A 2,682-nucleotide genomic window follows, 5' to 3' on the forward strand; every position below is an offset into this window, starting at 1 on the left:
GTGGTGGAGGCTTCTTCCAGCTTTTGGTTTTGGGCGTATACGATGTCGCGTTGGGCCATGATCTCGTCACCGCTTTGCTTCAGCTCCTCGTTTTGCATTTCTATTTCCTGTTGCCGGTCTTGCAGGAGCTGGTTCTTCTCGCTGATGTCTTTGTTCATTTCCTGAAGCTCGTGCGTGCGCTCCCTCACGATCGTGCTGAGCTTCCGCGCCTGGGCCGCGATGCTGCGTACGCGATAACGGTAAAAACCATACGTTGCCGCCCCTATCGCTAGCGCCACTGCCAGCTTGAATGCCAGCGTCTCGTACCAGCGCGGAAGGATGTGAATGGTGAGCGATGTGCCGGTCTCATTCCATACCCCGTCGTTGTTGCTGGCTTTTACCCTGAATACATAGTCGCGGGGTTCGAGGCTCGTATAGGTGGCTGACCGTTGACCATCGGCAGCGACCCAGTCCTTGTCGAACCCTTCCAGCTTGTATGCATAGCGGTTGCCTTCGGGCCACGAGTAGTTGAAGGCGACAAAATTGAGCGAGATAAAATCGTATCGCGACGATAACGAGATCTCTTTTGTTTCGCTGATCACATCCTGCAAAGGGCTTTCACCGCTGTCGGCAAACACCGATTTGTTGAAGATCTTGAAATCGGTAATGAGCACCGGCGGAACGATCGCGTTGTCTTTAAGGCTGTCGGGGTCAAAGGCGATTATGCCCCGAACACTGGCCAGGTACATTTTCCCGTTGGAGGCGTAAAGCGGCCTGCCATAAAACTGGCTGGTGGGCAAGCCATCGTCTTCGGTGTAAACGGTTGCCTTTTGTGTTGCGAGATTGTACCGTACCAGCCCTTTATTGGTGGTGAGCCAAAAGTTGCGCCGCCCGTCGCGCAAAAAATTGTTGATGGTGGTTTCGGGTACGTGTTCTTTGTCTCCATAGTGCTGCACCGCTCCGCTCACAGGGTCGTAAGATTCAAAGCCTGGGTGCCCCATCATCCAAAGTCTGCCCGAAGAGTCAGCCGCGATCGACTCCGCATTCCTGAGCCTGAGGGAGTCAGGCCGGGCTACAAATTTTCGGGCCACAGGGTCAAAGCAGCTCACACCGTTGCCCCAGCTGCCCAGCCAGAGCAAGCCGTTTACGTCGCGGCAAATGGCCACTACATTTTCTTCGCGCAGGCCGGCATTGGTGCTGTAGGAATTGAAGGTTCCGGTGCTTCGGTTGTAGATGCTGAAGCCGCTGCCGAGGGTGCCGATGTAAAGTGTCCCTTCGTTGTCCATGTAAAGACACCAGAGTTTGTCAGACGCCAGCGCGGCGGGGTCGCCTGCACGGGGTAAAAAACGCCGGCACTTTTTTGTGGCGGGATCAAATCGGCCAAGCCCCGCGCCCCACGTCGCTATCCACAGGCATTTTGCTTTTTCATCCCACTCCAGGTCAACCACAAAGTCACCTGGTATGCTGTTGGGATCTTTCGGATCGTGCCGGTATGGCGTAAACGTTCCGTGTGCCTCGTCAAAAAAACCAACGCCCCCACCGTCTGACCCAACCCACAACCCAATGCCTGGCTGTTCTACGATGGCCGAGATCTTGTTGTTAGATAGTTGGGGTTGATGGCTTAGATTTTTCTGATAGATAACAAATGGCTTCCGGTTGGCATCGTACAGACAGATGCCCCGGCTGTTGGTGCCCACCCACATATTGTTGTGCCGGTCGCGAAAAAGTGCATAGATCGAATTGTCACTGATGCTGCGTGGGTCGAGCTCGTCATTTACATAATGATAGAAGCGGCCGACCCCGGTGTCGAATATGTCAAGGCCTCCGTTTTCGGTGCCCACCCAAATTCTGCCGGTGTGGTCTTGACCCAGGCAACGGATCACGTCCAGCGCAAGGCTGTTGGCATCGCCGGCACGGTGCCGATGGGTCACGAATGTTTTCCGATCACGGTCATAACGACTCAGACCGCCATCGGATCCCACCCACATCACGCCGTTGCGATCCAGAAAAAGATCATTTACGTAGTTGTGACTGAGGCTGCCCGCGTCAGCAGGATCGTGGCTGAAGTGTTGGGTGATCTGCCGCGCCTTGTTCATCACCACCACACCGATGCGTGTGCCGATCCAGAGGTCACCCTTGCGGTCGAACTCCAGCGACGTTACATCGAGCGAGTTTTCGTCGACCAGAAAATGTTGAAAGCGGCCCGAGGTGCGGTTGAAGTGATCGACGTAGCCGTTGGAGAACGCAAGCCAGAAATTTCCGTGTTCGTCTTCGAGGATCTGGTTGATGCGCCCATCGGAAATGCTGCCATCGTCCGATGGATCGGGAACGTACGAGGTAAAGTCGTTGGAGGCACGGTTGTATCTGCTGAGCCCGCCCGTCGTGCCGATCCACAGGTCGCCGTGGCGGTCCTCCAGCATGGCGATGGCCGTGTTGTCGCACAATGAGGTGGTGTCGCCGTTCTTGTGGTAATAGGAGGTGAAAGTGTAGCCGTCAAAACGGTTGAGGCCTTCCACCGTCCCGAACCACATGAAGCCCTGGCGGTCCTGGATGATGGAGAGCACCTTGTCGTGCGACAGCCCGTGGAAACTGGAATAATTACGAAACGGAACAAACGGCTGTTGTGCCCGCACGGCCGGCGAAAGGATCGCGACAAGCATGATGGAAACAATGATCGGGGTACGGCAACCCATCTCCGAGCCC

General features: G+C 55.6%; 1 protein-coding gene. It reads right to left on the reverse strand.

Annotated features, from left to right (window positions below; translation table 11 throughout):
- On the reverse strand, positions 1-2,639 hold a 2,639-nt coding region (locus KK083_RS32275), incomplete at its 3' end, for a two-component regulator propeller domain-containing protein (RefSeq protein WP_317195263.1).
- Positions 2,640-2,682 lie beyond the last annotated feature (43 nt).

Source organism: Chryseosolibacter histidinae, assembly GCF_018598225.1.
GTDB classification, from domain to species: Bacteria; Bacteroidota; Bacteroidia; order Cytophagales; family Cyclobacteriaceae; genus Chryseosolibacter; species Chryseosolibacter histidini.